Here is a 24770-nt window from a genome sequence, read left to right as displayed (position 1 = left end):
CAAGCGGCATGATAGCGATACCAAATGCGGATGCGACGCCGGTGAGAAGGTCGTGCCGTGGCTTGAGGGAGAAGATGCTGTGGTGCGTGCAGGGATGATGGTGACTCGGCGAAGCCTGATGGGCGGCGCCGCCTGCGTCGGGGCCCTGGCATTGGGCTCGCTGCCCGCAGCGGAGCAGGCCGAGGCGCAGAGCGCCCCCGCGGGGAGGGGTGCGTTTCCGCTGATCGCGGGCGGGGTGCCTGCTGCGGTGGTGATCGACGCCAAAGCGGACTCCGCCGTCGGCCACGCCGCCCGAAGCTTCGCTGCCGACCTGGAGCGGGTGAGCGGCAATCGCGCGCGGCTGATCGAAGGCGACATGGCTGGCCTGCGCGGCCCGGCGGTGCTGATCGGGGTGCTTGGCCAGAGCGCGATGCTCGACGCGCTTGCGGCCGCGGGCAAGATCGACGCGGCGGACCTGCGCGGCCAGTGGGAGGCGTTTCGCCAGATCGTGGTCGACGATCCGCTGCCGGGCGTTCCGCGCGCGCTGGTCGTCATCGGCTCCGACCGGCGCGGGGCGGCGTTCGGGACCTATGATCTGTGCGAGCGCATCGGCGTGTCGCCCTGGCACTGGTTTGCCGACGTGCCGGTACAGCGGCGGCGCGAAGTCTCGATCCCGGCGGGATCGCGGCGCGACCAGCCCAAGGTGCGCTATCGCGGCTTCTTCATCAACGACGAGGCGCCGGCACTCAGCGGCTGGGCGGCGAAGAAGTTCGGCGGCGTCAATTCGAAGATGTACGCGCACGTCTTCGAGCTGCTGCTGCGCATGAAGGGCAATTACCTGTGGCCCGCCATGTGGGCGCCGCGGGCGTTTGCGGCCGATGATCCCCAGAACATGGTGCTGGCCGATGCAATGGGCGTGGTGATGGGCAACTCCCACCACGAGCCGATGCTGCGCGCCCATGACGAATGGCACCGCAACAAGGAAGAGGGCGTCACCGGCGGCGCCTGGGACTATACCAAGAATACCGAGAACCTGCGTCGCTTCTGGCGGGGCGGCATCGAGCGGATGATGTCCAAGGGCGGCGGCCGCGGCTATGAGTCGGTCGTGACGGTCGGCATGCGCGGCGACGGCGACGAGGCGATGGGCGAGGGGACGGCCATCCCGCTGCTGGAGCGGGTCGTGACGGACCAGCGGGCGATCATCGCCGAGGTGACGGGCAAGCCCGCCAGCGAAACGCCGCAGGTGTGGGCGCTCTACAAGGAGGTGCAGGATTACTACGACCACGGCATGAAGGTGCCGGACGACGTCACCCTGCTGTTCTCCGACGACAATTGGGGGCAGATCCGCCGGCTTCCCGATGCGGGCGCAGCGCGGCGGCGCGGTGGCTACGGCATCTATTACCACTACGACTATGTAGGCGGTCCGCGGAACTACAAGTGGATCAACACTAGCCAGATCGAAAAGGTCTGGCAGCAGATGGATCTCGCCTATCGGCGCGACGTGCGGACGATGTGGATCGTCAACGTCGGCGACATCAAGCCGATGGAATATCCGCTGAGCTTCTTCCTGGACATGGCGTGGGACCCGGAGGCGATGACGCCCGCGGCGCTCGCTGCCTATCCGGAGGACTGGGCGACGGCGACGTTCGGCGCCACGCATGGGCCGGCGATCGGCAACCTGCTCACCCGCTACAGCAAATATGCCGCGCGGCGGAAACCCGAGCTGATCGATCCGGACAGCTTCCCGCTGGGCGGCATCACCCCGCAAGGGCTGGACGGCGGCGAGTTCGGCACGATCGTCGCGGAGTGGGATGCGCTGGAAGCGCGCATGCTCGACACGCGCTCGCAACTGGGCGCGGAGCAGCTGGACGCCTATTACCAGATCGTCGAGTTCCCGATCGCGGCGATGGCGAACCTCTATCGCCTCTATTACGCCGCGGCGTGGAACAAGCTGCTGGCGTCGAAGAACGACGCGCGCGCCAATTACTTCGCCGATCAGGTCGAGGCGACCTTCCGCCGCGACGGTGCGCTGACCCAGCGCTACCACAGCATCAACGGTGGCAAGTGGGATGGCATGATGGCCCAGATCCACATGAGCTATGTGATCTGGAACGATCCCACGCAGCAGACCATGCCCAGCATCACGCGGGTCGCTGCGGATACGCCCAACGACCGGCGCCGGCCGCAGCCGCGCTTCGTGGCACCGAAGGGAGCTCCCGAAGGCGTGATCGGGATCGAGGCGCCGGCGTTCAGCCGTGCGCGGGACGGGAAGGCGATGCGGTGGACGGTGATCCCGAATTTGGGGCGTACGGCCGGTGCCGTGATCGCGTTGCCCCAGGGTCTGCCAGCGACCACGCCTGAGGATGGCATCAGCCTGGAATATGACGTGACGGTGGAGAAGGGCGGGCCGGCGCAGGTGACGCTCTATCTCGCGCCCACGCTCGACACGAGCGGCGGCAGTGGTGTCCGCATCGGCGTGTCGCTGGATGGCGGGGCCGTGCAGGTGCTGCAGGCGCGGCTGGAGGCGACTGGCGGTCCGGAGGATACGCCGGGCAAGGAGCGCTGGGCGCAGGCCGTGCGCGACAATGCGGTTCGGCTGTCCGCGGACCTGGGGACGATCGCTCCGGGCCGGCACGTCGTGCGGGTCTGGCGGATCGGCGACAATGTCGTGCTCCAGAAGCTGGTGCTGAGCACCGTGCCGGTGCCACCGAGCTATCTGGGGCCTGTTCCGGCGCAGGCGCATGGCGGTGGCGGAAACGGCAGCCTGCCGGCATCGGCAGGGCGACGGCGCCGCCCCGCGTAAACGGGGTGGGACGGGGCGGTGCGGAACCGCCCGGCGTCAGGCGATCTCCCGCAGGGTCGCGAGCGCGTGGGCGGTGGCGTCGTCCAGCGTCTCGCACACCGCGACGCCGGGCAGGTCGGCGGTCCATAGCTCGGCGAAGCCGCGAACCTTGCCATAGCTGTTGTCGAGGACCGCGTGGGGGATGCCCATCAGTACGCTGAGGATGTGGCCGTGCAGCCGATCGGTGACGACCGCGTCGCCCGAGCCGAGCAGCGCGCGGCCGCGCTCCAGCTCCAAGCGCGCGCGGGCGCGGAAGCGGCGATAGTCGGACTCCCCACCAGCAAGCATCCGTGCGGTACGGCCGAGCCGCGCGACGGCACGATCCCAGCGGCTGGGTGCGCGCGTGCCGTGGATCCAGTCGACGAGCAGCGTGTCGCGCGGCAGTTCCGGCACGCCGCGCCCGGCGCTGCGCTCCTGGTCGGTACGCAGCAAGTAGACGATGTCGTGGACCGGAAGCGCCGGGCGCGAGAGGCTGCCCAGGCAAAAGGCCATGTCCGGGCAGAGCTCGGCAGGGCAGCCGAGTTCGGCCTCCGCGAAGGCGAGGCTGGCGCGATCGCGTACCAGGAGGGTGAAGTTGCCGTGGGCGGCGATCGCCTCCCGCGTGAGGCGTACCTGTTCGGGGTCGACGAAGTGGATCGTCTGCGGTAGCTGGACGATCGGCCGGCCGGGCAGGGCGGCCAGGAGCATGCGGCGGAACTGCTGGAAGCGGGGCCAGAGATCCCCGAAGTTGCCGCCGCCGCTCAGGAACACCGGCCCGTCCGGCACACGTCGAAGCAGCGCGTCGAGATCGAAGCCGTGGATGGTGCTCACATAGCCGGGCGGCTGCGCGGCCGCGCGATCGAAGAAGGCGAGTTCCCCCAGCCAGATGAGGCTGTCGCCCACGTTGGAATAATCCGGAAAGTCCAGCAGCGCGTAGCCACCCGACAGATCGGCGAGCGGGGTGACGGTGTGCCGCACCCGCTCTGCCAATTCCTCCACCCGCTCGAACATCGCATCCATGGCCGCAGGTGGTCGCAGGCTGGCCGGAACAGGCAAGATGGCCGCACCGTTATGGTCCGGTCCCTGCGCAGGCCCTCTGTGAGGACGTGCGGATTGCTTCCATCCCGGAGGTGCTTGCCTCGCCCATCGCTCCCGTGGATAGGCGGAGCGGCCGCGCCGGCGCCCTCAAGAAGACGCTGCCCATCATGCCCGACCTGCCCCAGCCGATCCCCGCCGCGACGCTGATCGTGATGCGCGACGCGCCGGGCGCGCCCGAGTTGCTGATGGTCGAGCGGTCGGCGCAGATGGCGTTCGCAGGCGGTGCGCTGGTATTCCCCGGTGGCCGGATTGATCCCGGCGACGTCGCCTTCGCGACCGAGCTTGGCGATGCAGCGGTGGCGGCGAAGGCGGCGGCGATCCGCGAGACGATCGAGGAAGTCGGGCTGGCGGTGGGGCTCGATCCGCAGCCGGACACGGGCGACCTCCAGGCGATGCGGGCGCGGCTGCATGCGGGCGAGCCGCTGTCGGCGGTGCTGGGACGCCATCGCATCGCGCCGGAGCGGTTGGTGCCCTTTGCGCGTTGGCAGCCGGAGCGGCTGGTCGCGCGCCTGTTCGACACGCACTTCTTCCTGGCAGCGGCGCCCGAGGATGCGCCGACACCCGTGGAAGACGGGACCGAGACGGCGCGCGCCTTCTGGGCGGGCGCGGCGCAGGTCCTGGCCGATGCGGAGGCTGGACGCGCGCACCTGATCTTCCCGACGCGGCGGGTGCTCGAGCGGCTGGCGACGCTTGGGAGCTTCGCGGCGGCGGCGGCGCATGCGGCCGCTTATCCGGTGCGCACCATCACCCCCTGGATCGAGCGGCGCGACGGCATCGACCAGCTCTGCATCCCCGACGATCTCGGCTATCCCGTCACCGCCGAGCCGCTGGCCAAAGCGCACCGCCGATGAACCGCGTGCGGCAGGCGACGCGGGTAATCCTGTGGGGGCTGGTGCTGCTCGCGATCGGCTTTGCGATCTATGCGCTGGTCCGCAGCCGCCCCCAGGACCTGCCGTGGCGGCCGCTCGACCTGAGCGAGCCGGTCGGGATGTTCACCGGGCGCAAGCTGGCCGGGCTTGCGGACGATTTCCCCAAGTGCCGGCAGCTGCTGGAGCAGGCGGGCGTGCACTATCTGCCGCTCGCGCCGCTGGTGTCGGGCCAGTGCGGCTATGCCGACGGCGTGCGGCTGACCGCGGGAGGCGCGCGCGCGATCCGCTTTGCGCCCCGCGACGTGGGCACGTCCTGCCCGGTCGCGGCCGCGCTTGCGATGTGGGAGTGGCAGGTGGTGCAGCCGGCCGCGCGCCGGCACTTCGACAGCGCGGTCGTGCGCATCGAGCATTTCGGAAGCTACAACTGCCGGCGCATGTACGGCCGATCGAGCGGGGACTGGAGCGAGCATGCCGCGGCCAATGCGCTGGACGTCGCCGGCTTCGTGCTTGCGAACGGCAAGCGGGTTACGGTGGTCGGGGACTGGAAGGGCGAGGGAGAGCGCGCCGCGTTCCTGCGCGAGGTGCGGGATGGCGCCTGCGGCCTGTTCTCGACCGTGCTGTCGCCCGACTACAACGCCGCGCACCGCGACCACCTCCACCTGGACCAGGCGCGGCGGGGGGCGATGGGGTGGCGGGCGTGCCGGTAAAGCCTAGGCCCCTGACGAAGGCGGGAGGACGGTTCTGACGGTGGAGCTCTCGGTTGCAGAAGCGCGGCGGATCGCGCTCACCGCGCAGGGGCTCAACGCGCGCGAACGGGACGGCGACATCGGCGCGGCACGGGTGCGCCGGACGATCGCGAAGCTCGGCCTGCTTCAGATCGACAGCGTCAGCGTCCTAGCCCGCGCGCACTATCTGCCCCTGTTCTCGCGGCTGGGCGCCTATGATCGGGCACTGCTCGACGGAATCATGGCGGAGCGCCCCAAGCGCTTCTTCGAATATTGGGGGCACGAGGCATCGCTGCTGCCGATCGACTGCCACCCGCTACTGCGCTGGCGGATGGCGCGGGCGCGCGCCGGCAGGGGCGTATGGCGCCAACTGGAGCCGTTCGCCGGCCCGCGGCGGGCCGAGGCCGAGGCCCTGCTCGCCCGCATCGCCAGCGAAGGACCGCTCGCGGCCTCCGACCTGGCCGGCAACGCGCGGACCAAGGGCATGTGGGTGTGGAGCGAGGGCAAGCACGCCCTTGAATGGCTGTTCTGGGCGGGCCTGGTCGCAGCGACTCATCGGCGCGGCAATTTCGAGCGCGTCTACGATCTGCCGGAGCGCGTGCTGCCGCGTGCCATTCTCGACCAGCCTACACCAACCGGAGCGGAGGCCCGGCGCGAACTGCTGGCGCGATCGGCACGGGCGCTCGGTATCGCGACCGCAGGGGATCTGCGCGATTACTACCGGATCCCCGCTGCGGATGCCCCGCAGCCGATCGCCGAACTCGTCGAGGAGGGGACGATCGTGCCGGTGCGGGTGCGTGGCTGGCGCCAGCAGGCCTATCTCCATCGCGACGCCATGGCCGGCCGGCGGGCGAACGGGCCGGCGCTGCTGTCTCCGTTCGATCCGCTCGTTTGGAACCGCGATCGGACCGAGCGCCTGTTCGACTTTCGCTATCGCCTCGAAATCTACACGCCCGCGCACAAGGGCGAGCATGGCTATTACGTTCTGCCGTTCCTGCTCGACGGTGCGCTGGTCGCGCGCGTCGACCTGAAGGCGGACCGCAGGAGCGGGACGCTGATCGTGCAGCAGGCCAGCATCGAGCCGAACGCACCGGCCGCTACGCCGGAGGCGCTGGGCGGCGAACTGGAGCGGCTGGCGGGATGGTTGGGCCTCAGGGTCTCCGACCTTCCCGTGCTGTGAGCCGGTCGCTCAGTTCGGCAGCGAGCGCTGATCGACCTTTTCCACCCAGGCCGGAAAGAAGGCCGGCTGGCGCAGCGACCAGCCCGAGGCGGTGGCGGCGGCTTCGCTGATCGACTGGAGCAGCTTGCGCCGCAGCTCTGGGTGGAGGTGGGGCAATGCCGCCGATGCGCAGAAGGCGGACGGGAGCCACGGCCGCGCCTCTGCACCGAGCAGGCGCTCATAGAGGAAGCGATAGGCGGAGAAGGAGGTGAGGCGGCCTTGGCCGAGATCGAACGCGGTTACGACCAGGAGCGGGGCCATGAAGGGTTCGACGGCTTCCAGGCCGCTGTCGTCCGGAACCAGCGCGCGAATTTCGGGCAGGCGATCGTAGAGCCGGGCCTGGGCGCGGATGCTGGCCGCCTCGACGACGTCGCGCGACCAGCGCTCCATCGCGTCCTGACGGTCGAGGCCGATATCGAGCGAGCGGCGGATGTAGCGCTGGGTCGCGGCGCTGAAGCCTGCGAACTCTTTCATCTCGGCCAGGGTCATCGCGCCTTCGGCCGGCTTCATCCTTGCGCCCATCGATCTCGCTCCCGAACGTGCTCCATCACCCGTCATTCTGCCGGGCGGCGGTTAACAGCATGCTGAACCGATCCGGCGCGTGCCAACGAACGGACCATGAAATCTGTTGCAGCGCAACAAAGGTTGCGACGAACCGAGGGGAGGGGCCTTAGCGGGCCCGGGCGCGAACTGCGGCGGCAGGAACCCAGCCGGAGAGGCAGGCGCCTTCATAGGGGCGGCGGCCGCCGACGGGGCTGGTGACGCCACACCCTTCCTGGGGCGCCGCGGCCGGCGGCACGACCACGCCCAGCCAGCGCTGGTCGATCGAGCGGGTGCAGACGAACAGTGGCCGGCCCTGCTCCAGTGCGTCGGTGACCGATGCCTCCTCGAACGGCGCTGCGCGGACCGGGATGGAGGGCGCGATCACGTCGCCGCCGATGCCGCAAGCGGCGAAGCTCGGTCCCTGTTCGCCGATCCGGACGGGCGTGGTGCCGGGCGAGAGCGCTGCGCTCGTCTCCTCGCCTGCGGGGCGGAGATCCTCCTCGGGAAGGGGGCTGTTGTTGCAGCCGGCGAGCAGCAGCGCGGCGAAGAACCAGGGTCGCATCGGCCTCTTCTAGACGGAATCGGCGCAGGGGTAACGACGGCGATTCGCCGCACCGAAAGGACCTGCGCCGACGATGTCGATGCGGCAGGCACGCAGAAAAAGGCCGCGAAATCAGCCATCGCGCAGGACAGTCGGGGCTGCGACGGACCTTCCGCCGGGCAACCACCGACGCCTAAACACGCTTCGTCGGAAAAGGTTCCGTCGACGAGCCGCATGATCTTTCGCCCGTGAAAAAATCCTGCTTCACACGCTGACACGAGCTTCAACGACCTTTGGGGGGTCCATGAATTTCCGGGCTTTTGCAGCGCGTTGCGCGCTGGCGGTATCGTTTTGCCTGCTGACCACGGTTCCGGCACAGGCACGCTTCTGGCAGTGCGCCCCCTATGCCCGCGAGATTTCCGGCATCGACATCCACGGCAACGCCAACACCTGGTGGAACCAGGCCGCCGGCAAGTACGAGCGCGGCAACACCCCCAAGGAAGGCGCGGTCCTGTCGTTCGAAGCCAGCCGCCGCATGCGGATGGGCCATGTCGCGATGGTCTCCAAGGTGGTGAGCGACCGCGAGGTCCTGCTGACCCACGCCAACTGGTCGCGCCGCGGCGGCATCGAGCGCGACGTGCGCGCAGTGGATGTTTCGCCCGCCGGCGACTGGAGCGAAGTGCGGGTGTGGTTCGGCCCGGTCGGCGGCCTCGGAACCTCGTCCTACGTGACCAAAGGCTTCATCTATTCGGGCCGGGCGCCGCAGACCGAAACGCTCGGTACCGTCGAGATCGCCAGCGGCGGCGGCAACAACATCGGCAAGGGCATCACCGCGCTGGTCGATTGATCGCCTGCCTACCCCCAAACAGAAGCGGCCCGTTTCCTTCGCTGGAAACGGGCCGCTTCTGATTCCAGCCTAGCGCGGCGGCGTCACGCCTTCGGGCGGAACACCATGGCGACGCCGTTCATGCAGTAGCGCTTGCCCGTGGGCTTGGGGCCGTCGTCGAACACATGGCCGAGGTGACCGGCGCAACGGGCGCAGCGCACCTCGGTGCGTGCCATCCACAGCGACCGGTCCGACCGCGTCATCACGGCGCCCCGTATCGGCGCCCAGAAGCTGGGCCAGCCGGTGCCGCTCTCGAACTTGGTGGCCGAGGTGAAGAGCGGCTGGCCGCAGCCGGCGCAGGCGAAGACGCCGGGGCGCTCCTCCTTGTTGAGCGGGCTCGTGTAGGCGCGCTCGGTGCCTTCCTCGCGCAGCACATGATATTGCGCGGGGGTGAGGCGGGCGCGCCACTGGGCGTCGCTGAGCTTGAAGGGCGCAGGCGGCGCCGCCTCAGCGGAAACGCCGATCGCGAGCGCGGTACCGCCGAGGCCGACCAGACCGAGCAGGCGGCGGCGATCGAGAAGGGGCTGTGTCATCAGCGGGAAAGATGGGGCGGCGCGTACCCGGTTTCCACCCGCCCCAATCACTTAGCGGCGGAGGAGCGTGGCCCAGCGGAACTTGGGACCGGCGGATTGCAGCACGCCGCGGCGGAACAGCCGTGCGCCGATCGTGATCGTCAGCGCCACCCAGAGGACCTGCCAGCCGATCGCGAGCAGATGGGGCCAGAGCTCCGGGCGGTTCGCCGCGCGCGCGGCCATCGCGAAGGGCGAACTGAAGGGGAAGACTTCCGCAAAGGTGGCGATCCAGCTGTGCGGCTTGCCGGCGGCGGTGAGCGACAGCGCGAACATGCCCATCTGGAACAGCGTCAGCGGCAGCGACAGCATCTGAATTTCGCGCGGCGTGGACGCCTGGGCACCGATGCCGAGGAACACCGCGCCGAGCAGCAGAAAGGCGGCGGCGAAATAGACGGCGAACAGCAGCGCGAACGTCGGCAGCCCGACCGCCGGCGCGAGACCCGCAAGCGTTGCCGCCTCGCTGCTCGGCAGGAGGGCGCCGACATTGCCGATCAACGTGCCCCAGAACAGCACGAACAACACCGCGACCCCGAACATACCGATCAGCTTGCCGAGGAACACCGCCTCCAGCGGCACGGCGGCGGCGAGCACCTCGATCACCTTGTTGGAGCGTTCCTCCGCCATGGTGCCGACCGCCTGGCTGGCGAGGATCAGCGTGACGGCGAACAGCGCGATCACGGCAAAGCCGGCCGCGGTGTTCTTGCCGCCGATGGTGCTGGTCTCGCGCGCCACCTGCTCGAAGCGCGGCTGGCTGATGGGGCCGGTGAGGCCGGCGCGGCCATCGCGCGCGACCTGTTCGGACAGCATGGCGAGATATTTGGAACCGCGCGAGACGGCATTGCCGTGGACGATGTGCGGTTGCTCCGGCGCGCCATAGAGCACCGCCGGCACGTCGCGGTCCTGCTGGGCGAGGAGCTTGCGCGCCTGCGCCGCAGGGTCGGCATCCGGGGTCACCACCTCCAGCACGGGCGGCAGCGTCTCCTGCGAGAGAAAGCCGCGGGCGAGGCGATCGGCGGCCAGGAAGCGGGCGCCATCGGCCGGGGCGGCGATGGCGTAGAGCCGCTCGCGGTCCTCGCCGCTTTCGCCGACTGCGCGTGCGCCGAGGCTGCCGAGCGCGCCGAAGCTGGCGAACAGCATGGGTGCGAGCAGAAAGATCAGGAAGGTGGGAGTCAGCACGGTCGCGATGAAGTCGCGGCGGGCGACCGTCAGCGTCTGGCGCAGCATGCGGGCAAGATTGCTCATGCGGGAGTTCCTTCGGCCGCAGCCTTGCCGACGATGCGCACGAACGCGTCGTGGAGCCCCGGGCGTTCGATCGAGAGGCCGGCGATGCCGAAGCCGCCGGCGATGAGGCGGCTGAGCGTCTGCTCTACGCCCTCGTCGGGCACCGAGAAGGTCCAGCCGTCGCCCTGGCGATCGCGTTGTGCATCCGGCGGCAGCAGCGTAGCGATGCCGTCGCCCGGGTGATGGGGCACATAATGGGCGCGCATCGGGAGCGTGCCGCGCGCCTCCGCCACGGTGCCTTCGAACCGGCGCTTGCCCCCGGCGATGATCGCAAGGCGGTCGCACAGCCGCTCGGCATGGGCCATGACGTGGGTGGAAAAGAGAATGGTGGCGCCGCGGTCGCGCTCGGCCATGACGAGCCCCTCGAGCCGCTCCTGGTTGACCGGGTCGAGGCCGGAGAAGGGCTCGTCGAGGACCAGGAACTCGGGCTCGTGCACGACGGAGCCGAGCAGCTGCACGAACTGAGCCATGCCCTTGGACAGCTTGCGGATCTTGCTGTCGATCGAGTCGCCCAGGCCCGCGCGCTCCATCATCACGGCGGCACGCTTGCGACCCGTCGCCCAGTCGAGCCCGCGCAACGCCCCCATGAAGGCGATCGCCTCGCGCGCCTTCATGCCCGGGTAGAGCCCGCGCTCCTCGGGCAGATAGCCGACCCGGTCGGAGGCATCGCGCGGCGCGTCGTGCCCAAGCAGGCAACGTTGGCCGGCATCGGGCTCGATGATGCCGAGCAGCATGCGCAGCGTCGTCGTCTTGCCAGCACCATTGGGGCCGAGCACGCCATAGACGGCGCCGGTCGGTACCTGAAGATCGATGCCGTCGACGACGCGGCGTCCGCCGAACCGCTTGACCAATCCACTCGCAGTCAGCGCCAGGCCCGTGGCAGCAGCGTTCGACTCCATCCAACCTCCGTACGGCCGGGCGAGGTCATTCCCCCCACGCGCTGCCCTTGTTGCACACTGACGTAACGCGTGGCGCACGCAAGGGGTGCTGCGCGCCGCGTCATCGTGGTAGCGGGGCGGCGTGGACCAGCACAAGTCCCTGGAATCGCGCATCCAAGAGAAGGCGGCGGAGCTCGGTTTCGCGGCCTGCGGCTTTGCGCGCGCGGATGCCACGCCGCAGACGGCCGCCCGGCTGCGGGAGTGGCTGGAGGCGGGCCGGCACGGCAGCATGATCTGGATGGAGGAGCGCGCCCACCACCGCGGCTCGCCTCAGGGATTGTGGCCGGAGGTGCGATCGGTGATCGCGCTCGGCATGAGCTATGCGCCGGCGCGGGACCCGCTGGCGCTGGCGGAGGTCGGAGATCGCGGGCGGATCTCGGTCTATGCGCAGGGCGCCGACTACCACGACGTGGTGAAAAAGGCGCTGAAGGCGCTCGGCCGCTGGCTCGCGAACGAAGCGGGATGCGACCTCAAGGTGTTCGTCGATACCGCGCCGGTCATGGAGAAACCGCTCGCCGAGGCGGCGGGGCTCGGATGGCAGGGCAAGCACACCAACCTCCTGAGCCGGGAGCACGGCAGCTGGCTGTTCCTGGGGGCGATCTATACCACGCTGGAGCTGGCACCCGACGCACGTCCGGGGGGAAGCTGCGGATCGTGCGACGCGTGCCAGCGGGCGTGCCCGACCGACGCCTTCCCCGCGCCCTACCAGCTCGATGCGCGGCGGTGTGTGAGCTATCTGACGATCGAGCATGCGGGGCCGATCCCGGCGGCGCTGCGGCCCGGCATCGGCAACCGCATCTATGGCTGCGACGACTGCCTGGCGGTGTGCCCGTGGAACAAGTTTGCGGCGACGTCGGCGGCCAACAAGGCGTTCGTGCCCCGCGCCGAACTGGCGGCGCCGCGGCTCGCGGAGCTGATGGCGCTGGACGACCCGAGCTTCCGGCAGGTGTTCGCGGGATCGCCGATCAAGCGGATCGGGCGCGACCGGATGGTGCGCAACGTGCTGGTGGCGGCGGGGAACAGCGGCGACCCGGGATTGGCGGCGCCCGTCGCGCGGCTGCTGGACGATCCGGCGCCGGTGGTGCGGGGGGCGGCGGTCTGGGCGCTGGGGCGGCTGGATCCGGAGCGCTTTGCCGGCGAGCGTGGTGCGCGGCTGGCCGGGGAAGCGGACGCGGATGTCCGGGCGGAGTGGGGCGGCTGAGCGGACGCTTAGCGCCCGCCTTCGCGGCGGACGAGGGCTGCGACGCAGCTGGCTCGGTCGATCGGGGCGCCGTTACGCTGGCGGGCGTCGACATAGGTGACGACGGGCGTGCCGCCGCCCTTTGGGGCGTAGAGATAGGCGTCGAGCACGCAGATGTCGGAGCCGAACTGCATCTTGCGGCCGGCCCCCTCCGTCAGTTCGGCATCGGGCTTTCCGAACAGCTTGGTGAGCGCGTTGGCCGGCTGACCCAGGATCCGCTCCAGTCCCACGGCGCTGTAGCTGGCGCTCGGCGGGGGCGGGGGTAGGTTGCCGGGCCCGACGCTGGGTCCCGTCGCGCAGCCGCCCAGCCCCATGCCCAGCACTGCCAGTCCTGCCCAACGCTTCATTTGCCTCGCCTTTCGTGGAACCAGTGGGTCGCCATGGCCGCGCCGAGCACTGGCGCGACGAAGTTGACGAACGGGATCAGGAGCAGCCCGGTGCCGGCGAACCCCAGCAGCAGGCGCCCGCCGGCAGTGGTACGCCGCCATTGCCGCATCGACGGCGCGGGGAGGTGCCGGGCGGCGACCATGTCCCCCAGGTCGCGGCCGAGCAGCCAGCCGTTGACCAGGAAGAAGGCGACGGCCGTGCCCACGCCGGTCGCCAGTAGCAGGAGATAGAGCGGCGCGAGCAGCAGGTTCACGCCGATCACCCGTCCGGCCGATCCTATCCCCATCGCGGCGCCGCGCGCGAACGGCACCGGCCGGGCACTTGCGAGCGCGGCGGGATAGTGGCGTGCCTCGACTGCGGCGACGACGTCGTCCGCAAAGATGCCGGTCACGGCGATGGCGACGGCGCGGAACAGCAGCCAGCCCAGACCAATGGTCGCGATCGCCGCCGCTGCGGCCGCGAGGTCGCCGACGCCGGTTCCCCAGTGGAGGCCGTCCCGCACCAGCGCGCGGGCGCCGAATGCGAACAGCGCCGCCACGACCAGGAACAGCAGCAGCGTCACCGCGAGCGACTTCGCCAGCACCGCCAGGATGCGCCGGTCGCCGAGCTGGGCGACGGAGAGGAGGAGGGCGCGGATCATGGCGCGGGAATGGGGGGCGCGTGCGCCGGCGTCAACGCGGTTGCACGCACGCACGCCGCTCTTTACCGCGAGGGCGTTTGCGGATCCCGCATTGGAGACTCACTTGACCGAACCCACCTACGACGTTGTCGCGATCGGCAACGCGATCGTCGACATTCTCGCCCAGGCCGAAGATTCGTTCCTGGAAGCAGAAGGCATGAACAAAGGCTCGATGCAGCTGGTGTTTTCGCCGGCCGAGGCCGATGCGCTTTATGCCAAGATGGGGCCGGGCCGCGAGGTTTCGGGCGGATCGGCGGCAAACACCGTCGCGGGCATCGCGGCGCTGGGCGGCAAGTGCGGCTTCATCGGCCAGGTCGCCGACGACCAGCTCGGCAAGGTGTTCGCGCACGACGTGCAGGCGGTCGGCATCCGCTTCGACACCGCGGCGCGGGCGGGCGACCCGACCACGGCGCGCTGCCTGATCTTCGTGACGCCGGACGGCCAGCGCACGATGAACACCTTCCTGGGCGCCTCGCAGTTCCTGCCCGAGGCGGCGCTCGACCGGCAGATGATCGCGGATGCGGCGATCCTGTACCTGGAGGGCTATCTCTGGGATCCGGAGGAGCCGCGCCAGGCGATGCGCGCCGCGATCGAGGTTGCGCGTGGGGCCGGCCGCAAGGTCGCCTTCACCCTGTCGGACGTGTTCTGCATCTCGCGCCACGGCGACGATTTCCGCACGCTGCTGGCCGAGGGCATGATCGACATCCTGTTCGCGAACGAGAACGAACTGCTGGCGCTTGCCCAGGGCGACGACTTCGAGAATGCCGTCGCCAAGGTCGCGCCGCAGGTGCCGACCCTGGTGGTGACGCGCAGCGAGCGCGGCGCGATCGCGATCGTGGACGGCGAGCGGGTCGCGGTGCCGGCCGAGCCGGTTGCGGCGGTGGTCGACACGACCGGTGCGGGCGACCTGTTCGCCGCGGGCTTCCTCCATGGCCAGGCACAGGGCCGCAGCGTCACGGACTCGCTCCGCATGGGCGCGATCTGCGCGGCGGAGATCATCTCCCACTATGGCGCGCGCCCGAACGTGGACCTGAAGAAGCTGATCGCCGACAAGCTCGGCTGATCCAGCGGCTCCCGTCGCAGAGGCAAAAAGAAAGGGCCGGAGGAGCGATCCTCCGGCCCTTCTTGTTTCTGGCCTCAGCGGGTGCCGGGGACGGGAGGGTCGACCTCCTCATAGGCGGTGTGCTCGGGCACATCGACCAACCCGCGGCCCAGATGGCTCTTGCGGAAGCCATAGGCGAAGTAGAGCACCAGGCCGATCGCGCCCCAGCCCGGCAGCACCAGCTTCGCATCCGGCGGCAGGAACCAGTAGAGCACCACGCAGCCGATCATGGTGAGCGGCGCCACCACGAAGAGCAGCGGAGCCCGGAACGGGCGGCGGCGGGTCGGCTCCGTCTTGCGCAGGCGCATCACCGCGATCGCCACCATGAAGAAGGCGAACAGCGTGCCGGCATTGGCGATGTCGGCGAGCTTGCCGACCGGCAGGAAGGCGGCTGCGAAGGTGACGCCCAGGCCGGTGATGATGGTGATGACGTGCGGCGTCTTCCACTTCGGGTGGATCGTCGACAGCTTCTCCGGAAGGAGGCCGTCGCGGGCCATCACGAAGAACATGCGCGTCTGGCCATAGATCATGACCAGGATCACCGACGGCAGTGCCAGGAAGGCGGCGAGGCCGATCAGGTTGCCGACGTTGAGGTAGCCGATCTGGCGCAGGACGTGGGCGAGCGCTTCCTTGGAGCAGGACAGCGGCTCGGCAGCAGCCGCGCTGATCGCGGCGCAGCGCTGGGCAAGCTCGGTCGAGCCCGGAGCCAGCCAGCTGCCGTCGGCGCCGGTCACCGGCTGCGAACCGATCGGCGAGCCGATCGCGCCGGCGGCCACCAGCATGTAGAAGACGGTGCAGATCGCGAGGCTGCCGATCAGGCCGATCGGCACGTTGCGCTGCGGGTTCTTGGTCTCCTCGGCCGCGGTGGAAACCGCGTCGAAGCCCACATAGGCGAAGAAGATCGAGGCGGCGGCGCCGATCACGCCTGCGCCCGAGCCATCGCCCCAGCCCTGCGGCATGAACGGCTCGAAGTTCTCCATCTGCATGACGGGAAGCGAGAGGATGATGAAGGCGGTGAGCGCCGTCACCTTGATCGCGACCAGCACCGCATTGACCTTTGCGCTCTCGCTGGTGCCGACGACCAGGAGGCCGGTGATCAGCAGCGCGATCACGACCGCGGGCAGGTTGATGATGCCGCCAGCATAGGGGCCGGCGATGATCTCTTGCGGCAGGGTGATGCCGAACCAGCCCCCCAGCTGGCCGACGAAATAGCCGGACCAGCCGACCGACACGGCCGAGGCCGCCACCGCATATTCGAGGATCAGCGCCCAGCCGACCATCCAGGCGAGCAATTCGCCCATCACGGCATAGGTGTAGGTGTAGGCGGAGCCGGAGACCGGCACCATCGAGGCGAGCTCGGAATAGCAGAGTGCGGCGACGGCGCAGACCGCGCCGGCGATGACGAAGGAGATCATCATGCCGGGCCCGGCCTTCTGCGCGGCCTCTGCGGTGAGCACGAAGATACCCGTGCCGATGATGGCGCCGACGCCGAGCAGCGTGAGCTGCAGCGCGCCGAGCGAGCGATGGAGCGACTTTTTCTCGGCAGTCGCTAGAATGGCGTCGAGTGGTTTGACGCGCCCGAAGATCATGCGGTTTTCCCCTGAACCGGTTCGTTTCGCAGCCGCGAAAGTGTGGAGCGTAAAGCTAAATCCAGTGCGCGCAAGGCGAATCCCTGTGGTGGCGCAGGGGCTTGCTCAACGCGCCAGCATCGGCCCGAGCGGCTGGCCGCCGAACAGATGAACGTGGAGGTGCGGCACTTCCTGCCCGCCGTGGCCGCCGACGTTGGCGAGCAGGCGGTAGCCAGGCGCCACCAGCCCGTGCTCGCGCGCGACATGGCCGACCGCGCGGACGAAGCCGGCGATCTCGGCATCGGGTGCGCGGGCACTGAAATCGTCCCACGAGACATAGGCGCCCTTGGGGATCACCAGCACATGGGTGGGCGCCTGCGGCGCGATGTCGTGGAAGGCGAGGGCGTAGTCGTCCTCGTAGACGCGCTTGGCCGGGATCTCGCCGCGCAGGATCCGCGCGAAGATGTTGCTGTCGTCGTAGGGAAGCGTGGCGTCGATCGGCATGGAAGGTCCTTTGCGCGTCAGCGGGGGCGGGCGGCCTTTTCGGCAATGCCCGACAGCCCTTCGCGCCGGTGGAGTTCGGCGCGCACGTCGTCGAGCGACAGGCCGGCCTCGGCGAGCAGCACCAGCAGGTGGAAGAGGAGGTCGGCGGACTCGGACACCAGTCCCTCGCGATCGTCGGCGATGGCCGCGATCACCGTCTCCACCGCCTCCTCGCCAACCTTCTGGGCGATCTTGGCGCGGCCGCGGCTGTGGAGCTTGGCGACATAGGAGGTCGCAGGATCGCCGCCCAGACGGGTGCGGATCACGGCCTGGAGCTGGTCGAGCGGGTCGGTGTCTGCCATCGCGCCCGCTTTCCCGTGCGCCGCGCCCAAGTCAATCCCGCGGCGGCCTGCGACGCGCGCGCAGGGCGCGGCGCGCGATCCAGAGGCCGGCGGCGGCGACCAGGAACAGCGCCACGTCGGATGGCGCGAAGCCGGTGCGCTCTGCCGCGACGCCGGTGTGGGCAGCGAGGGCGGGCAGGGGCATGAGGAGGAGGAGCGGGGTGAAGCGCATGGTTGCGTTCTAGAGGAGGGTGGGGCGGAGCTGAAGGGCCTCCGACTTCTTTCCCGTACCCCGACCTTCGCCCGGGTACGATGTACCGTTCGCGGCACATCTGCCGTGCTCCTGCGAAGGCAGGAGCCCAGGGTGCCACGCGCTGACAGCCGTTGCTCTGCTGGACCCTGGATCCCCGCCTGCGCGGGGATACGGATGTGGGGCACGTTGCGGGACTCGCGGGCGCCCGCATCGGGGTATGCGCGCTCGAAGCGGGACTAGTGCGTCCCGCGCACGGCAACGCCGGCAGCGGCAAGGGCCGCCCGCGCGCCGGCGATGCTGGCTTCGCCGAAGTGGAAGATCGAGGCGGCGAGCACGGCGCTCGCATGGCCTTCGACCACGCCGGCGACCAGGTCGTCCAGCTTGCCGACGCCGCCGGACGCCACCACCGGCACGTCGCTCGCGTCCGCGATCGCGCGGGTGAGGGCGAGGTCGTAGCCGTCGCGGGTGCCGTCGCGGTCCATCGAGGTCACCAGCAGCTCGCCCGCACCGAGATCGGCCAGGCGGGCGGCGTGCTCCAGCGCGTCGATGCCGGTTGCGCGACGGCCGCCGTGGGTGAAGACTTCCCAGCGGCCGGGCTCGACCTGGCGCGCGTCGATCGAGGCGGTGACGCACTGGCTGCCGAACCGGTCGGCGATCTCGGCCACCACTTCCGGCCGGGCGACGGCGGCGGAATTGACCGCGACCTTGTCCGCGCCGGCGAGCAGCAGCGCGCGGGCGTCGGCGGCCGAGCGAACGCCGCCGCCCACCGTCAGCGGCATGAAGCACACCTCGGCGGTGCGGCGGACCACTTCGACGATGGTGTCGCGGCCCTCGTGGCTGGCGCCGATGTCGAGGAAGCAGAGCTCGTCGGCACCGGCGAGGTCATAGGCGCGGGCCTGTTCGACCGGGTCGCCGGCGTCGCGCAGGTCGACGAAGTTGACGCCCTTGACCACCCGCCCGGCGTGGACGTCGAGGCAGGGGATGATGCGGACGCGGACGCTCATGCGGCGACCCGCAGCGCCTCGGCGAGGTCGAGGCGGCCGTCGTAAAGCGCGCGGCCGGTGATGACGCCCTCGATGCCGGGCTTGCCGCGCAGCTGGTGAATATCGTCGATGCCGGCAACGCCGCCGCTGGCGATCACCGGGATGCCGGCTTCGGCCGCGAGCGCGGCGGTGGCGGCGACGTTGCAGCCCTTGAGCAGCCCGTCGCGACCGACGTCGGTGAAGAGCAGCGCGGCGACACCGGCGTCCTCGAAGCGGCGGGCGAGGTCGGCGACGGTGACGGTCGACACGTCGGCCCAGCCGCGGGTCGCGACGAGTCCGTCCCGCGCATCCACTGCCACGACAATACGGCCGGGGAGGTCGCGGGCGGCGCCTCGGACGAGATCCGGGTTCTCCAGCGCGGCGGTGCCGATGACGACGCGGGCGACGCCGAGGTCCAGCCAGCGGTCGATCGCGGCGCGGGTGCGGATGCCGCCGCCCAGCTGCACGCGGCCGGGGAAGGCGCGCACGACGCTCGCGACCGCATCGCCGTTGACCGAGTCACCGGCAAAGGCGCCGTCCAGGTCGACGACGTGGAGATGGTCGGCGCCGGCATCGGCAAAGGCGCGGGCCTGCGCGGCGGGATCGTCGCCGTAGACGGTGGCGCGGTCCATGTCGCCTTCGGCTAGCCGGACGACCTGGCCGCCCTTGAGATCGATCGCGGGGAAGACGATCAGCCGGTCGGTCACGGTTGCCATGCGAGGAATCTCTCCAGCAGCGCGATGCCGTAGCGCTGGCTCTTTTCGGGGTGGAACTGGACGCCGAGCAGATTGTCGCGGCCGATCGCCGCGGTCACCGGCTGCCCATGGGTGGTGGTGGCGAGGACGCCGTCGCCCTCGAAGGCATAGCTGTGCAGGAAATAGGCCTCGCCGGGATGGACGATCGGGTGCTCGCCCAGAGGCACCACGTCGTTCCAGCCCATGTGCGGGACGCGTGCTTCCGGCGACGCTTCCAGCTTGCGGACGGTGCCGGGGAGCCAGCCGAGGCCGGCGTGGGTGCCGAACTCCTCGCCCTCGCTCGCCATCAGCTGCATGCCGACGCACACGCCCAGGAACGGCACACCGCCGTGCAGCGCGCGCTCCTCCATCGCCTCGATCATGCCCGGTAAGGCGGCGAGCCCGTCGATGCAGGCGCGAAAGGCGCCGACGCCCGGCAGGACGATGCGGTCGGCGCGGCGCACCACCTCCGCATCGGCGGTGATCGCCATGTCGGCGACGCCGGCGGCTTTGAGCGCATTGGCGACCGAGTGGAGGTTGCCCGCGCCATAGTCGATCAGCGCCAGCGTCATGCGAGCAGCGCGCCGATCTCGGCGCTCGCGATGGCGGCGGTGAAGCCGACGACTTCCAGCGTGGCGGCACCCTCGGTGATGTAGGGATCGGTGCGGGCGATCGCCTCCACGGCCTCCGCCTCACCCCGGTACAGCATCACGCCGCCCGTCGCCGACGCGCGGCGGCCGGCAAGCAGCACCTCGCCCGCGTCGATACGCGCGCTGATCCACTCCAGGTGGCGCGGGCGCAGCGCGTCGATCTCCGCGATCGGCTTTACATAGGTGAGCAGCGCGAGGCTGAGCGGCTGGTTGGGGCGGGCGACGCTCACAGGACACCCTTGGTCGACGGCACGGCATCGGCCTTGCGCGGGTCGATCTCGGTCGCGGTGCGAAGCGCGCGCGCGAGCCCCTTGAAGATGCTTTCGGCGATGTGGTGGTTGTTGGTGCCGTAGAGCGTCTCGACGTGGAGCGTGATGCCGGCCGCCTGCGCGAAGCTGTGGCAGAAATGCTCGAACATCTCGGTATCCATCGTGCCGAGCTGCGCCTGGGTGAAGCGCGACTTCCACACCAGCCAGGGGCGGCCGGAGATGTCGAGCGCGACTCGGGTCAGCGTCTCGTCCATCGGCGACAGCGCCTCGCCGTAGCGGCGGATGCCGCGCTTGTCGCCGAGCGCCTGGGCGAACGCCTGGCCGATGGCAATGCCGGTATCCTCGACCGTGTGGTGCGCATCGATGTGCAGATCGCCCTTCGTTCGGACGGTCAGGTCGATCAGCGAATGCCGCGACAGCTGCTCCAGCATGTGGTCGAAGAAGCCGACCCCGGTCTGGACGTGATAGACGCCGGTCCCGTCCAGGTTGACGGTCACCTCGATCGAGGTTTCGCTGGTCGAGCGGGTGATGGTGCCAGTGCGCATGATCGTCCCCATAGCGCCGCCCGTCGCGCAAGCAACGCAACGAATCTTGACCGCACCCGAAACCCCGCTACCCAAGGCGCATGAACGCTCAAGTGCCCGACAGCCTGATCCCTTATGACGAGATCGTGCAGGATGCCCTGCGCGCCGTCGTCGGCCGCGTGCTGGGGCAAGTCGCCTCCAACGGCGGCCTGCCGGGCGAGCACCATTTCTACATCACCTTCAAGACCCAGGCCGCCGGCGTCGATATCCCCAAGCGGCTGGTCGAGCGCTTCCCGGACGAGATGACGATCGTCATCCAGCACCGCTTCTGGGACCTGACGGTGGATGCATCGCGATTCTCGGTCGGGCTGAGCTTCAACCAGATCCCGTCGACGCTGATCATCCCCTTCTCGGCGATCACCGGTTTCCACGACCCGGCGGTCAATTTCGAGCTGCGCTTCCAGGCGGCCGAAGGCCCGGACGGCGGCCCCGAGCCGCACGATCCGGCCGAGAACGACGGCCCGCAGGCAAAGCCGGTCGAGGACGGGTCGAACGTCGTCGCCGTGGACTTCAAGCGCAAGAAGTAAGCCGTCGGTGCGCGGCCGGTGCAACAAGCCGGCCGCTCCCAGCGTTGTCGGACCATGAGCACCGACAGCACGCGCACCGAAACCGACTCGATCGGCGCGATCGAGGTCCCCGCAACCGCCTATTGGGGCGCCCAGACCCAGCGATCGATCGAGAACTTCCCGTTCGGATCGACGGAGCGCATGCCGATCGGCATCGTCCATGCCCAGGCGATCGTGAAGCAGGCGGCAGCGCGGGTGAACCGCAAGCACGGCCTGGACGCGAAGATCGTCGACGCGATCGAGGCGGCGGCGCAGGAGATCGTCGCGGGCAAGCTCGACGACCAGTTCCCGTTGGTGATCTGGCAGACCGGCAGCGGCACCCAGACCAACATGAACGTGAACGAGGTGATCGCCGGCCGCGCCAACGAGGTGCTGAGCGGCACCCGCGGCGGCAAGTCGCCGGTCCACCCGAACGACCACGTCAACATGAGCCAGTCGTCCAACGACAGCTTCCCGACCGCGCTGCACGTTGCCACCGCGATCGCCACGCGCGATGCGCTGCTGCCGGCACTCGACCAGCTGACCGCCTCGCTCGCCGCCAAGGCCGAGGCCTGGGACCATATCGTCAAGATCGGCCGCACCCACACCCAGGACGCGACGCCGCTGACGCTGGGGCAGGAGTTCTCGGGCTATGCCGCGCAGCTGGTGAGCTGCAAGGCGCGGATCGAGGGTGCGCTCAACGGCAACATCCGCAAGCTCGCGATCGGCGGCACTGCCGTCGGCACCGGATTGAACGCGCCCGAGGGCTGGGCCGAGGACATGACGGCGGCGATCAGCGACATCGCCGGCACGCAGTTCGAAAGCGCGCCCAACAAGTTCGAGCAGCTGGCGGCCAAGGACGGACTCGTCTTCTTCTCGGGCGCGCTCAACACGCTGGCGGTGGCGCTCAACAAGATCGCCAACGACATCCGCTTCCTGGGCTCTGGCCCGCGTTCGGGGCTGGGCGAGCTGTCGCTGCCGGCCAACGAGCCGGGCAGCTCGATCATGCCGGGCAAGGTCAACCCGACCCAGGCCGAGTCGCTGACGATGGTAGCGGCGCAGGTGATCGGCAATCACCAGGCGGTGACCGTCGGCGGCATGCAGGGGCATTTCGAGCTGAACGTGTTCATGCCGCTGATCGGCGCGAACGTGCTGCGATCGATCCACCTGCTCGCCACCGGCATGACGAGTTTCGCCGAGCGGTGCGTCGACGGGACGGTGGCGAACGAGCAGCAGATCGCCGACCTAGTCGGCCGCTCGCTGATGCTGGTGACCGCGCTGGCACCGGTGATCGGGTACGACAACGCGGCCAAGATCGCCAAGAACGCGCACGAGAAGGGGCTGACGCTCAAGGAAAGCGGGCTGGCGCTGGGGCTGGTCGATGAGGCGACGTTCGACCAGTATGTGAAGCCGGAGACGATGGTCGGGCGGTAAGGGCCGGGTAGGACCTGCATTTTCTCTACTCCGTTTGCCTCGAGTAGCCGTCGAGCTTGTCGAGACGGCGTATCGAGAGGGCAGCGCGCGCGGCTCTCTCGATACGGGCTCTCGACAAGCTCGATCCCTACTCGAGACGAACGGGGAGGGGGCGAGCAGTAGGCCGCCTCCGGAACCCTCGCGCCGTTCCCGCGCTTACCTCCCGACACGAAAGCGAGGTTTGCATGGGTACGACGACGGTAGGCGCGCTGATCGGCGGCGCGATCGACAGCATGAGCGGTGACGATGGCGCCGCGGACGGCGCGATCATCGGTGCGGTAACGGCGAATGTGCTGAAGCTGGTGGTGCCGGTGGTGGTCACCTATGCGGTGGGTTGGGCGGTGCTGCGCGGCGCCGAGCAACTGCGCGAACAACTGTTCCAGCGGGAGAAGACGGCGTGATCGGACGGATCGTAGGGATGCTGGTCGGGCGCGAGCTCGACCGGCGCGACGGCAGCGGCGGCGTCAAGGGCGCGGCGTTCGGCTATATGGTTGGCGGCGCGCTGCGGCGGATGGGGCCGCTTGGCCTGGTGCTGGGCGGTGGCTATGCCGCCAAGAAGGCGTACGACCGGCGCAAGGCGCGTCGGGGCTACTAAGAGGCCGCGGCGGGGGTTCAGGCCCCCGCCTGCCAGCTGCGGACCGCGTCGTTGGGCGCGAGCAGCATCCAGACGTTGAGCGTCAGGTTGTCGCGGATCGCGGCGAGGGCGACGAGCTCCAGCGCGATCCCCAGAGCAATGGTCGCCCAGGGCGGCAGCCGACGCGCAACGGCGAGTCCCACCACCATCCAGCCGATGTCGGCGACCGAATTGACGACGCTGTCGCCTTCATAGCCGAGCGCGATCGTCACCGCGCGATAGCGATCGATGATGATCGGTGAGTTCTCCAATATTTCCCACGCCGCCTCGACAAGGGTCGCGAACGCCAGGCGCAGCTGCCACGGCTGGCGGCGCAGGACCAGCCAGCCGAGACCATAGAAGATCAGCCCGTGCACGACGTGGCTGAGGCTGTACCAGTCGGCAAGGTGCTGGCTGTTTTCCGCCGATTGGACGGTGCCGTGCCAGAGCTTCACCGTACCGCAGGTGCAGATCGGGGTGCGACCCATCGCCAGCAGCACCAGCGCTGCGAGCGAGACGATGGCCAGCGTCGCCCACCACCAGCGGGCAGAATGGGACGGAGTACGGGTAGGGAAGGTGGTCGCCATGCCTTGACGTATCGCTCCTCCTCGCGCCACTAGCGCGCATGGAACTGCCGCCAGAGTCCGATCCGCACGGCTTCAAGCGCCGTGGCGTGTTGTTTGTCCTCTCCTCGCCCTCCGGGGCGGGAAAGTCCACCATCGCGCGCAAGCTGCTCGCCGACGAGCCGGGATTGTCGATGTCGGTGTCGGCCACAACCCGCGCGTCGCGGCCGGGCGAGGTCGAGGGCAAGGACTATCACTTCGTCGACCTGGAAGAATTCCGGCGCATGGCGACCGAGCATGAGTTCCTGGAATGGGCGCATGTGTTCGGCCAGCGCTATGGCACGCCACGCGCGCCGGTCGAGGCGATGCTTGCGGCCGGCAAGGACGTGCTGTTCGACATCGACTGGCAGGGCGCACAGCAGCTGTTCCAGATTGCCGGCGGCGACGTGGTGCGCGTGTTCATCCTGCCCCCGTCGATGGCCGAGCTGCGCCAGCGCCTGCTCAACCGCAACACCGACGCGATCGAGATCATCGACGCCCGCATGGCACGCGCCGCGGCCGAGGTGAGCCACTGGGACGGCTATGACTATGTCCTGGTCAACGACGACGTCGAGGCCTGCTTCCGCAAGGTGCAGACGATCCTGGCGGCCGAGCGCCTGAAGCGTTCCCGCCAGACGGGCGTGATCGGGTTCATCCGCAAGCTGATGGCCTGAGCGGAACGTCCGCTTCGGTGCCGGCGTTCTGGTGGCGTCCTCGCGGACGATGCCTGCCATCAGACCACGGAAGCCACAG

Annotated in this window: 30 protein-coding genes; 12 read left to right on the top strand and 18 right to left on the bottom strand. The window is 69.6% G+C overall.

Going from position 1 to position 24770, the window contains the following annotated elements; all coding sequences use genetic code 11:
- Positions 1-97: 97 nt before the first annotated feature.
- Complete coding sequence (locus tag EDF69_RS14750) at positions 98-2782, top strand: glycosyl hydrolase 115 family protein (RefSeq protein WP_239555515.1); 2685 nt, start codon at positions 98-100, stop codon at positions 2780-2782.
- Between the two features lie 36 nt (positions 2783-2818).
- On the opposite strand, the gene EDF69_RS14745 is transcribed toward EDF69_RS14750, so the two are convergent.
- Positions 2819-3820 (bottom strand): polysaccharide pyruvyl transferase family protein, encoded by a 1002-nt coding sequence (locus EDF69_RS14745; RefSeq protein WP_132884308.1) that lies wholly within the window; start codon positions 3818-3820, stop codon positions 2819-2821.
- 185 nt (positions 3821-4005) lie between these two features.
- Here EDF69_RS14745 and EDF69_RS14740 point away from each other — a divergent pair, with 185 nt between their 5' ends.
- The 3 genes from EDF69_RS14740 to EDF69_RS14730 are packed head-to-tail and all read left to right on the top strand — an operon-like array spanning position 4006 to position 6672.
- The gene (locus EDF69_RS14740) at positions 4006-4749 is read left to right on the top strand and encodes an NUDIX hydrolase (RefSeq protein WP_132884315.1); all 744 of its coding nucleotides are present in this window, start codon (positions 4006-4008) and stop codon (positions 4747-4749) included.
- Positions 4746-5474, top strand: coding sequence for an extensin-like domain-containing protein (locus EDF69_RS14735; protein WP_132884307.1), 729 nt, complete (start codon positions 4746-4748; stop codon positions 5472-5474). Before EDF69_RS14740 ends, EDF69_RS14735 begins: the two co-directional genes overlap by 4 nt.
- Before the next feature lie 40 nt (positions 5475-5514).
- Entirely contained in the window at positions 5515-6672 is a 1158-nt protein-coding gene (locus EDF69_RS14730) for a winged helix-turn-helix domain-containing protein (RefSeq protein ID WP_339538579.1), read from the top strand.
- 9 nt (positions 6673-6681) lie between these two features.
- Here EDF69_RS14730 and EDF69_RS14725 read toward each other — a convergent pair whose 3' ends face one another.
- Both EDF69_RS14725 and EDF69_RS14720 read right to left on the bottom strand, forming a co-directional pair.
- Positions 6682-7233 (bottom strand): hypothetical protein, encoded by a 552-nt coding sequence (locus EDF69_RS14725; protein WP_132884305.1) that lies wholly within the window; start codon positions 7231-7233, stop codon positions 6682-6684.
- 148 nt (positions 7234-7381) lie between these two features.
- Complete coding sequence (locus tag EDF69_RS14720; protein ID WP_132884304.1) at positions 7382-7816, bottom strand: hypothetical protein; 435 nt, start codon at positions 7814-7816, stop codon at positions 7382-7384.
- A gap of 283 nt (positions 7817-8099) precedes the next feature.
- Here EDF69_RS14720 and EDF69_RS14715 point away from each other — a divergent pair, with 283 nt between their 5' ends.
- Complete coding sequence (locus tag EDF69_RS14715; protein ID WP_132884303.1) at positions 8100-8642, top strand: CHAP domain-containing protein; 543 nt, start codon at positions 8100-8102, stop codon at positions 8640-8642.
- Positions 8643-8725: 83 nt separating this feature from the next.
- Here the strand turns inward: EDF69_RS14715 and msrB are convergent, their stop codons facing one another.
- The 3 genes from msrB to EDF69_RS14700 are packed head-to-tail and all read right to left on the bottom strand — an operon-like array spanning position 8726 to position 11433.
- Entirely contained in the window at positions 8726-9214 is a 489-nt protein-coding gene (gene msrB, locus EDF69_RS14710) for a peptide-methionine (R)-S-oxide reductase MsrB (protein ID WP_132884302.1), read from the bottom strand.
- 51 nt (positions 9215-9265) lie between these two features.
- Positions 9266-10495, bottom strand: coding sequence for an ABC transporter permease (locus EDF69_RS14705; RefSeq protein WP_132884301.1), 1230 nt, complete (start codon positions 10493-10495; stop codon positions 9266-9268).
- On the bottom strand, positions 10492-11433 hold the full coding sequence (locus EDF69_RS14700; protein ID WP_132884300.1) for an ABC transporter ATP-binding protein: 942 nt from the start codon (positions 11431-11433) through the stop codon (positions 10492-10494). Before EDF69_RS14700 ends, EDF69_RS14705 begins: the two co-directional genes overlap by 4 nt.
- Before the next feature lie 121 nt (positions 11434-11554).
- Here EDF69_RS14700 and queG point away from each other — a divergent pair, with 121 nt between their 5' ends.
- Positions 11555-12673, top strand: a complete 1119-nt coding sequence (queG, locus tag EDF69_RS14695; RefSeq protein ID WP_132884299.1) for a tRNA epoxyqueuosine(34) reductase QueG — start codon at positions 11555-11557, stop codon at positions 12671-12673.
- 8 nt (positions 12674-12681) lie between these two features.
- Here the strand turns inward: queG and EDF69_RS14690 are convergent, their stop codons facing one another.
- Positions 12682-13059 (bottom strand): hypothetical protein, encoded by a 378-nt coding sequence (locus tag EDF69_RS14690; protein WP_125959864.1) that lies wholly within the window; start codon positions 13057-13059, stop codon positions 12682-12684.
- A complete protein-coding gene (locus tag EDF69_RS14685; RefSeq protein WP_132884298.1) occupies positions 13056-13739 on the bottom strand; it encodes an EI24 domain-containing protein in 684 nt (227 codons plus the stop codon). The genes EDF69_RS14690 and EDF69_RS14685 overlap by 4 nt, the downstream gene beginning before the upstream one ends.
- A gap of 103 nt (positions 13740-13842) precedes the next feature.
- On the opposite strand from EDF69_RS14685, the gene EDF69_RS14680 reads away from it, so the two are divergent.
- Entirely contained in the window at positions 13843-14841 is a 999-nt protein-coding gene (locus EDF69_RS14680) for an adenosine kinase (protein ID WP_125959863.1), read from the top strand.
- Positions 14842-14915: 74 nt separating this feature from the next.
- Here the strand turns inward: EDF69_RS14680 and EDF69_RS14675 are convergent, their stop codons facing one another.
- From EDF69_RS14675 to hisB, 9 genes are all read right to left on the bottom strand, one after another.
- The gene (locus EDF69_RS14675) at positions 14916-16469 is read right to left on the bottom strand and encodes an amino acid permease (RefSeq protein WP_132884297.1); all 1554 of its coding nucleotides are present in this window, start codon (positions 16467-16469) and stop codon (positions 14916-14918) included.
- Positions 16470-16574: 105 nt separating this feature from the next.
- Positions 16575-16952, bottom strand: a complete 378-nt coding sequence (locus EDF69_RS14670) for a histidine triad nucleotide-binding protein (RefSeq protein ID WP_132884296.1) — start codon at positions 16950-16952, stop codon at positions 16575-16577.
- A 17-nt stretch (positions 16953-16969) separates the two neighbouring features.
- Entirely contained in the window at positions 16970-17293 is a 324-nt protein-coding gene (locus tag EDF69_RS14665; protein ID WP_132884295.1) for a phosphoribosyl-ATP diphosphatase, read from the bottom strand.
- Positions 17294-17324: 31 nt separating this feature from the next.
- Positions 17325-17477 (bottom strand): hypothetical protein, encoded by a 153-nt coding sequence (locus tag EDF69_RS14660; RefSeq protein WP_239434562.1) that lies wholly within the window; start codon positions 17475-17477, stop codon positions 17325-17327.
- A gap of 284 nt (positions 17478-17761) precedes the next feature.
- Positions 17762-18529, bottom strand: coding sequence for an imidazole glycerol phosphate synthase subunit HisF (gene hisF / locus EDF69_RS14655; protein WP_132884293.1), 768 nt, complete (start codon positions 18527-18529; stop codon positions 17762-17764).
- Positions 18526-19263 (bottom strand): 1-(5-phosphoribosyl)-5-[(5-phosphoribosylamino)methylideneamino]imidazole-4-carboxamide isomerase, encoded by a 738-nt coding sequence (gene hisA / locus EDF69_RS14650; RefSeq protein ID WP_132884292.1) that lies wholly within the window; start codon positions 19261-19263, stop codon positions 18526-18528. Before hisA ends, hisF begins: the two co-directional genes overlap by 4 nt.
- Positions 19251-19853 carry an imidazole glycerol phosphate synthase subunit HisH gene (gene hisH, locus EDF69_RS14645; protein ID WP_132884291.1) on the bottom strand — a complete coding sequence of 201 codons (603 nt, stop codon included), beginning with the start codon at positions 19851-19853 and terminating at the stop codon, positions 19251-19253. Before hisH ends, hisA begins: the two co-directional genes overlap by 13 nt.
- Positions 19850-20161, bottom strand: a complete 312-nt coding sequence (locus EDF69_RS14640; protein WP_132884290.1) for a YciI family protein — start codon at positions 20159-20161, stop codon at positions 19850-19852. Before EDF69_RS14640 ends, hisH begins: the two co-directional genes overlap by 4 nt.
- Positions 20158-20745 (bottom strand): imidazoleglycerol-phosphate dehydratase HisB, encoded by a 588-nt coding sequence (gene hisB, locus EDF69_RS14635; protein WP_132884289.1) that lies wholly within the window; start codon positions 20743-20745, stop codon positions 20158-20160. The genes EDF69_RS14640 and hisB overlap by 4 nt, the downstream gene beginning before the upstream one ends.
- Before the next feature lie 80 nt (positions 20746-20825).
- Here hisB and EDF69_RS14630 point away from each other — a divergent pair, with 80 nt between their 5' ends.
- The 4 genes from EDF69_RS14630 (at position 20826) to EDF69_RS14615 (ending at position 23397) form a co-directional block, all read left to right on the top strand.
- Positions 20826-21311 (top strand): SspB family protein, encoded by a 486-nt coding sequence (locus EDF69_RS14630; protein WP_132884288.1) that lies wholly within the window; start codon positions 20826-20828, stop codon positions 21309-21311.
- Between the two features lie 54 nt (positions 21312-21365).
- Positions 21366-22763 carry a class II fumarate hydratase gene (fumC, locus tag EDF69_RS14625; RefSeq protein WP_132884287.1) on the top strand — a complete coding sequence of 466 codons (1398 nt, stop codon included), beginning with the start codon at positions 21366-21368 and terminating at the stop codon, positions 22761-22763.
- A gap of 224 nt (positions 22764-22987) precedes the next feature.
- Positions 22988-23203 (top strand): hypothetical protein, encoded by a 216-nt coding sequence (locus EDF69_RS14620; protein WP_125959852.1) that lies wholly within the window; start codon positions 22988-22990, stop codon positions 23201-23203.
- On the top strand, positions 23200-23397 hold the full coding sequence (locus EDF69_RS14615) for a hypothetical protein (protein ID WP_132884286.1): 198 nt from the start codon (positions 23200-23202) through the stop codon (positions 23395-23397). Before EDF69_RS14620 ends, EDF69_RS14615 begins: the two co-directional genes overlap by 4 nt.
- Positions 23398-23414: 17 nt before the next feature.
- Here the strand turns inward: EDF69_RS14615 and EDF69_RS14610 are convergent, their stop codons facing one another.
- Positions 23415-24002 (bottom strand): DUF2585 domain-containing protein, encoded by a 588-nt coding sequence (locus tag EDF69_RS14610; protein WP_132884285.1) that lies wholly within the window; start codon positions 24000-24002, stop codon positions 23415-23417.
- 38 nt (positions 24003-24040) lie between these two features.
- Between EDF69_RS14610 and gmk the strand changes: the two genes are divergently transcribed.
- A complete protein-coding gene (gmk, locus tag EDF69_RS14605; RefSeq protein ID WP_132884284.1) occupies positions 24041-24691 on the top strand; it encodes a guanylate kinase in 651 nt (216 codons plus the stop codon).
- The last annotated feature ends 79 nt before the right edge of the window (positions 24692-24770 follow it).

The organism is Sphingomonas sp. JUb134, from assembly GCF_004341505.2.
Taxonomy (GTDB): Bacteria; Pseudomonadota; Alphaproteobacteria; order Sphingomonadales; family Sphingomonadaceae; genus Sphingomonas.
Note: the sequence above shows the minus strand (reverse complement) of the source record. Positions and strands in the feature narration are given on the sequence as shown.

Bases quoted from the DNA above. Each gene is read 5' to 3' on its own strand.
- EDF69_RS14750 (WP_239555515.1), top strand. From the start codon at position 98: ATGGTGACTCGGCGAAGCCTGATGGGCGGCGCCGCCTGCGTCGGGGCC.
- EDF69_RS14745 (WP_132884308.1), bottom strand. From the start codon at position 3,820: ATGGATGCGATGTTCGAGCGGGTGGAGGAATTGGCAGAGCGGGTGCGG.
- EDF69_RS14740 (WP_132884315.1), top strand. From the start codon at position 4,006: ATGCCCGACCTGCCCCAGCCGATCCCCGCCGCGACGCTGATCGTGATG.
- EDF69_RS14735 (WP_132884307.1), top strand. From the start codon at position 4,746: ATGAACCGCGTGCGGCAGGCGACGCGGGTAATCCTGTGGGGGCTGGTG.
- EDF69_RS14725 (WP_132884305.1), bottom strand. From the start codon at position 7,233: ATGGGCGCAAGGATGAAGCCGGCCGAAGGCGCGATGACCCTGGCCGAG.
- EDF69_RS14720 (WP_132884304.1), bottom strand. From the start codon at position 7,816: ATGCGACCCTGGTTCTTCGCCGCGCTGCTGCTCGCCGGCTGCAACAAC.
- EDF69_RS14715 (WP_132884303.1), top strand. From the start codon at position 8,100: ATGAATTTCCGGGCTTTTGCAGCGCGTTGCGCGCTGGCGGTATCGTTT.
- msrB (WP_132884302.1), bottom strand. From the start codon at position 9,214: ATGACACAGCCCCTTCTCGATCGCCGCCGCCTGCTCGGTCTGGTCGGC.
- EDF69_RS14705 (WP_132884301.1), bottom strand. From the start codon at position 10,495: ATGAGCAATCTTGCCCGCATGCTGCGCCAGACGCTGACGGTCGCCCGC.
- EDF69_RS14700 (WP_132884300.1), bottom strand. From the start codon at position 11,433: ATGGAGTCGAACGCTGCTGCCACGGGCCTGGCGCTGACTGCGAGTGGA.
- EDF69_RS14690 (WP_125959864.1), bottom strand. From the start codon at position 13,059: ATGAAGCGTTGGGCAGGACTGGCAGTGCTGGGCATGGGGCTGGGCGGC.
- EDF69_RS14685 (WP_132884298.1), bottom strand. From the start codon at position 13,739: ATGATCCGCGCCCTCCTCCTCTCCGTCGCCCAGCTCGGCGACCGGCGC.
- EDF69_RS14675 (WP_132884297.1), bottom strand. From the start codon at position 16,469: ATGATCTTCGGGCGCGTCAAACCACTCGACGCCATTCTAGCGACTGCC.
- EDF69_RS14670 (WP_132884296.1), bottom strand. From the start codon at position 16,952: ATGCCGATCGACGCCACGCTTCCCTACGACGACAGCAACATCTTCGCG.
- EDF69_RS14665 (WP_132884295.1), bottom strand. From the start codon at position 17,293: ATGGCAGACACCGACCCGCTCGACCAGCTCCAGGCCGTGATCCGCACC.
- EDF69_RS14660 (WP_239434562.1), bottom strand. From the start codon at position 17,477: ATGCCCCTGCCCGCCCTCGCTGCCCACACCGGCGTCGCGGCAGAGCGC.
- hisF (WP_132884293.1), bottom strand. From the start codon at position 18,529: ATGAGCGTCCGCGTCCGCATCATCCCCTGCCTCGACGTCCACGCCGGG.
- hisA (WP_132884292.1), bottom strand. From the start codon at position 19,263: ATGGCAACCGTGACCGACCGGCTGATCGTCTTCCCCGCGATCGATCTC.
- hisH (WP_132884291.1), bottom strand. From the start codon at position 19,853: ATGACGCTGGCGCTGATCGACTATGGCGCGGGCAACCTCCACTCGGTC.
- hisB (WP_132884289.1), bottom strand. From the start codon at position 20,745: ATGCGCACTGGCACCATCACCCGCTCGACCAGCGAAACCTCGATCGAG.
- EDF69_RS14630 (WP_132884288.1), top strand. From the start codon at position 20,826: ATGAACGCTCAAGTGCCCGACAGCCTGATCCCTTATGACGAGATCGTG.
- fumC (WP_132884287.1), top strand. From the start codon at position 21,366: ATGAGCACCGACAGCACGCGCACCGAAACCGACTCGATCGGCGCGATC.
- EDF69_RS14620 (WP_125959852.1), top strand. From the start codon at position 22,988: ATGGGTACGACGACGGTAGGCGCGCTGATCGGCGGCGCGATCGACAGC.
- EDF69_RS14610 (WP_132884285.1), bottom strand. From the start codon at position 24,002: ATGGCGACCACCTTCCCTACCCGTACTCCGTCCCATTCTGCCCGCTGG.
- gmk (WP_132884284.1), top strand. From the start codon at position 24,041: ATGGAACTGCCGCCAGAGTCCGATCCGCACGGCTTCAAGCGCCGTGGC.